The following is a 1,946-nucleotide window of genomic DNA, read 5'->3' on the forward strand; positions in this document are numbered from 1 at the left end:
GATCTTGTATTTACAAACAAATACACTCCAGCAGGAGCTACAAGTGTAACTCTTGGAGCTAAGAAAGTTCTTGAAGGTAAAAATCTTGAAGCTGGTAAATACAGTTTCGAATTGAAGAAAGAAGACGGAACTGTTGTTGAAACAGTGACAAACGCTGCCGACGGAACAGTGACCTTCTCACCAATCTCATATGATGAGAGCCAAGTGGGAACTCACAAGTACACCATCTCAGAAGTTGCTGGAACTGAAACAGGCATCACTTACGATAAGACAGTTCAAGAAGTTGAAGTAACGGTTGAGAAAGTAAGCGCGACTGAATTGAAAGCAACAGCTTCAAAAGAAGCAAAAGATCTTGTATTTACAAACAAATACACACCAGCCAAAACTCAAGTTTCTGTGAAGAAAGCATGGGATGATAAGGACAACCAAGATGGTAAACGTCCAACTTCTGTCACAGTTAAATTGCTTGCAGATGGTCAAGATACTGGTAAAACACTTGAACTTAATGCCGCAAACGGTTGGGCTGGAAGCTTCACAGATCTTGATGCTGATAAGGGCGGTACACCTATCCAGTACACTGTAGTAGAAGTAACTGTTCCTGGTTACACTTCTAAGGTTACTGGTGACGCTGCATCAGGATTCACCATCACAAATAGCTATTCACCAGAAACAGTTGACATTAAAGCAACTAAGAACTGGGATGACGCGAATAACCAAGACGGCAAACGTCCAACTAAGATTACAATCAATCTTTTAGCAGACGGTCAGAAAGTTGATTCGAAAGAAGTTCAAGCAGCCGCAGACGGAACTTGGACTGTCGAATTCACGAAATTAGCAAAATATAAAGATGGTAAAGAAATCAAATACACTGTAACGGAAGAAGCCGTAGCAGAATACGAATCTACGATTACAGACTTTACCATCACAAACAAATATGCTCCTAAAGCAATCGACTACAAAGTAACAAAAGTATGGAACGATGCGAACAACCAAGACGGTAAACGTCCTGAGTCAGTAACGGTTCAACTTTATAAAAAAGTAGGAGATGCTGATCCAGTAGCCGTTGAAGGTAAGAAATTGACCTTGACAGCTAAGGATAAGACAGATGCCAACACTTGGGTAGCATCCTTCACAAATATTCCACAATACGAAGCTGGTAAAGAAATCACTTACTCAATCAAGGAAGTGGATGTACCAGCTGGTTATGAAGCCTCTGTAACTGGTCAAGTAGTGACTAACACTCACAATCCAGATACAGTTATCCTTTCAGGAACTAAGGTTTGGAAAGATAACAACAACCAAGACGGCAAACGTACAACATCTGTGAAAGTTCAAATTCTTAAAAACGATAAAGAAGTCGTTCAAGAGATTGAAGTATCAGAAAAAACTGGCTGGAAGTTCGAATCTAAGAAACTTCCTAAGTATGAGAATGGTCAAGAAATCAAGTACACTGTCAAAGAAGTGGCTGTTGCATCATACGAAACAACAATTACTCCAGAAAAAGACGGTAAGTATACGATTACTAACGAACATACACCAGAGAAAATTACTGTAAAAGGTAAGAAGATCTGGGATGATGCTAATAACAAAGACGGTATTCGTCCAGACTCAATTACTGTAGCACTTCTTGCCAACGGTAAAGAAACTGGTAAGACTGTAACTGTTACAAAAGCAACAGCTCTTTCAGACAACGAGTGGGCCTTCGAGTTTACTGAGCTTGATCGTTACGCAAATGGTCAAGAAATCAAGTACACTGTCAAAGAAGTTGGCACTGTGAAAGGGTACACAGCAAAAGAAGATGGTAGGAACGTTACAAATACGCACACTCCAGAAAAACCAACACCAGGTAAACCAAATGAACCAGGAAAACCAGGACAAAAACCTCAACTTCCTAACACTGGTGAAAAAGCATCTAACGCAGCAGTAGTTGCAGGGCTTGCTTTGAT

Annotated in this window: 1 protein-coding gene; it reads left to right on the top strand. The window is 40.3% G+C overall.

The features are described from left to right. A partial coding sequence (locus tag ADI74_RS08930; protein ID WP_049538399.1) for a Cna B-type domain-containing protein occupies positions 1–1,946 on the top strand: 1,946 nt, incomplete at both ends.

Origin of the sequence: Streptococcus pseudopneumoniae (assembly GCF_001074565.1) — a bacterium.
In the GTDB taxonomy this organism is placed as follows: domain Bacteria; phylum Bacillota; class Bacilli; order Lactobacillales; family Streptococcaceae; genus Streptococcus; species Streptococcus pseudopneumoniae_J.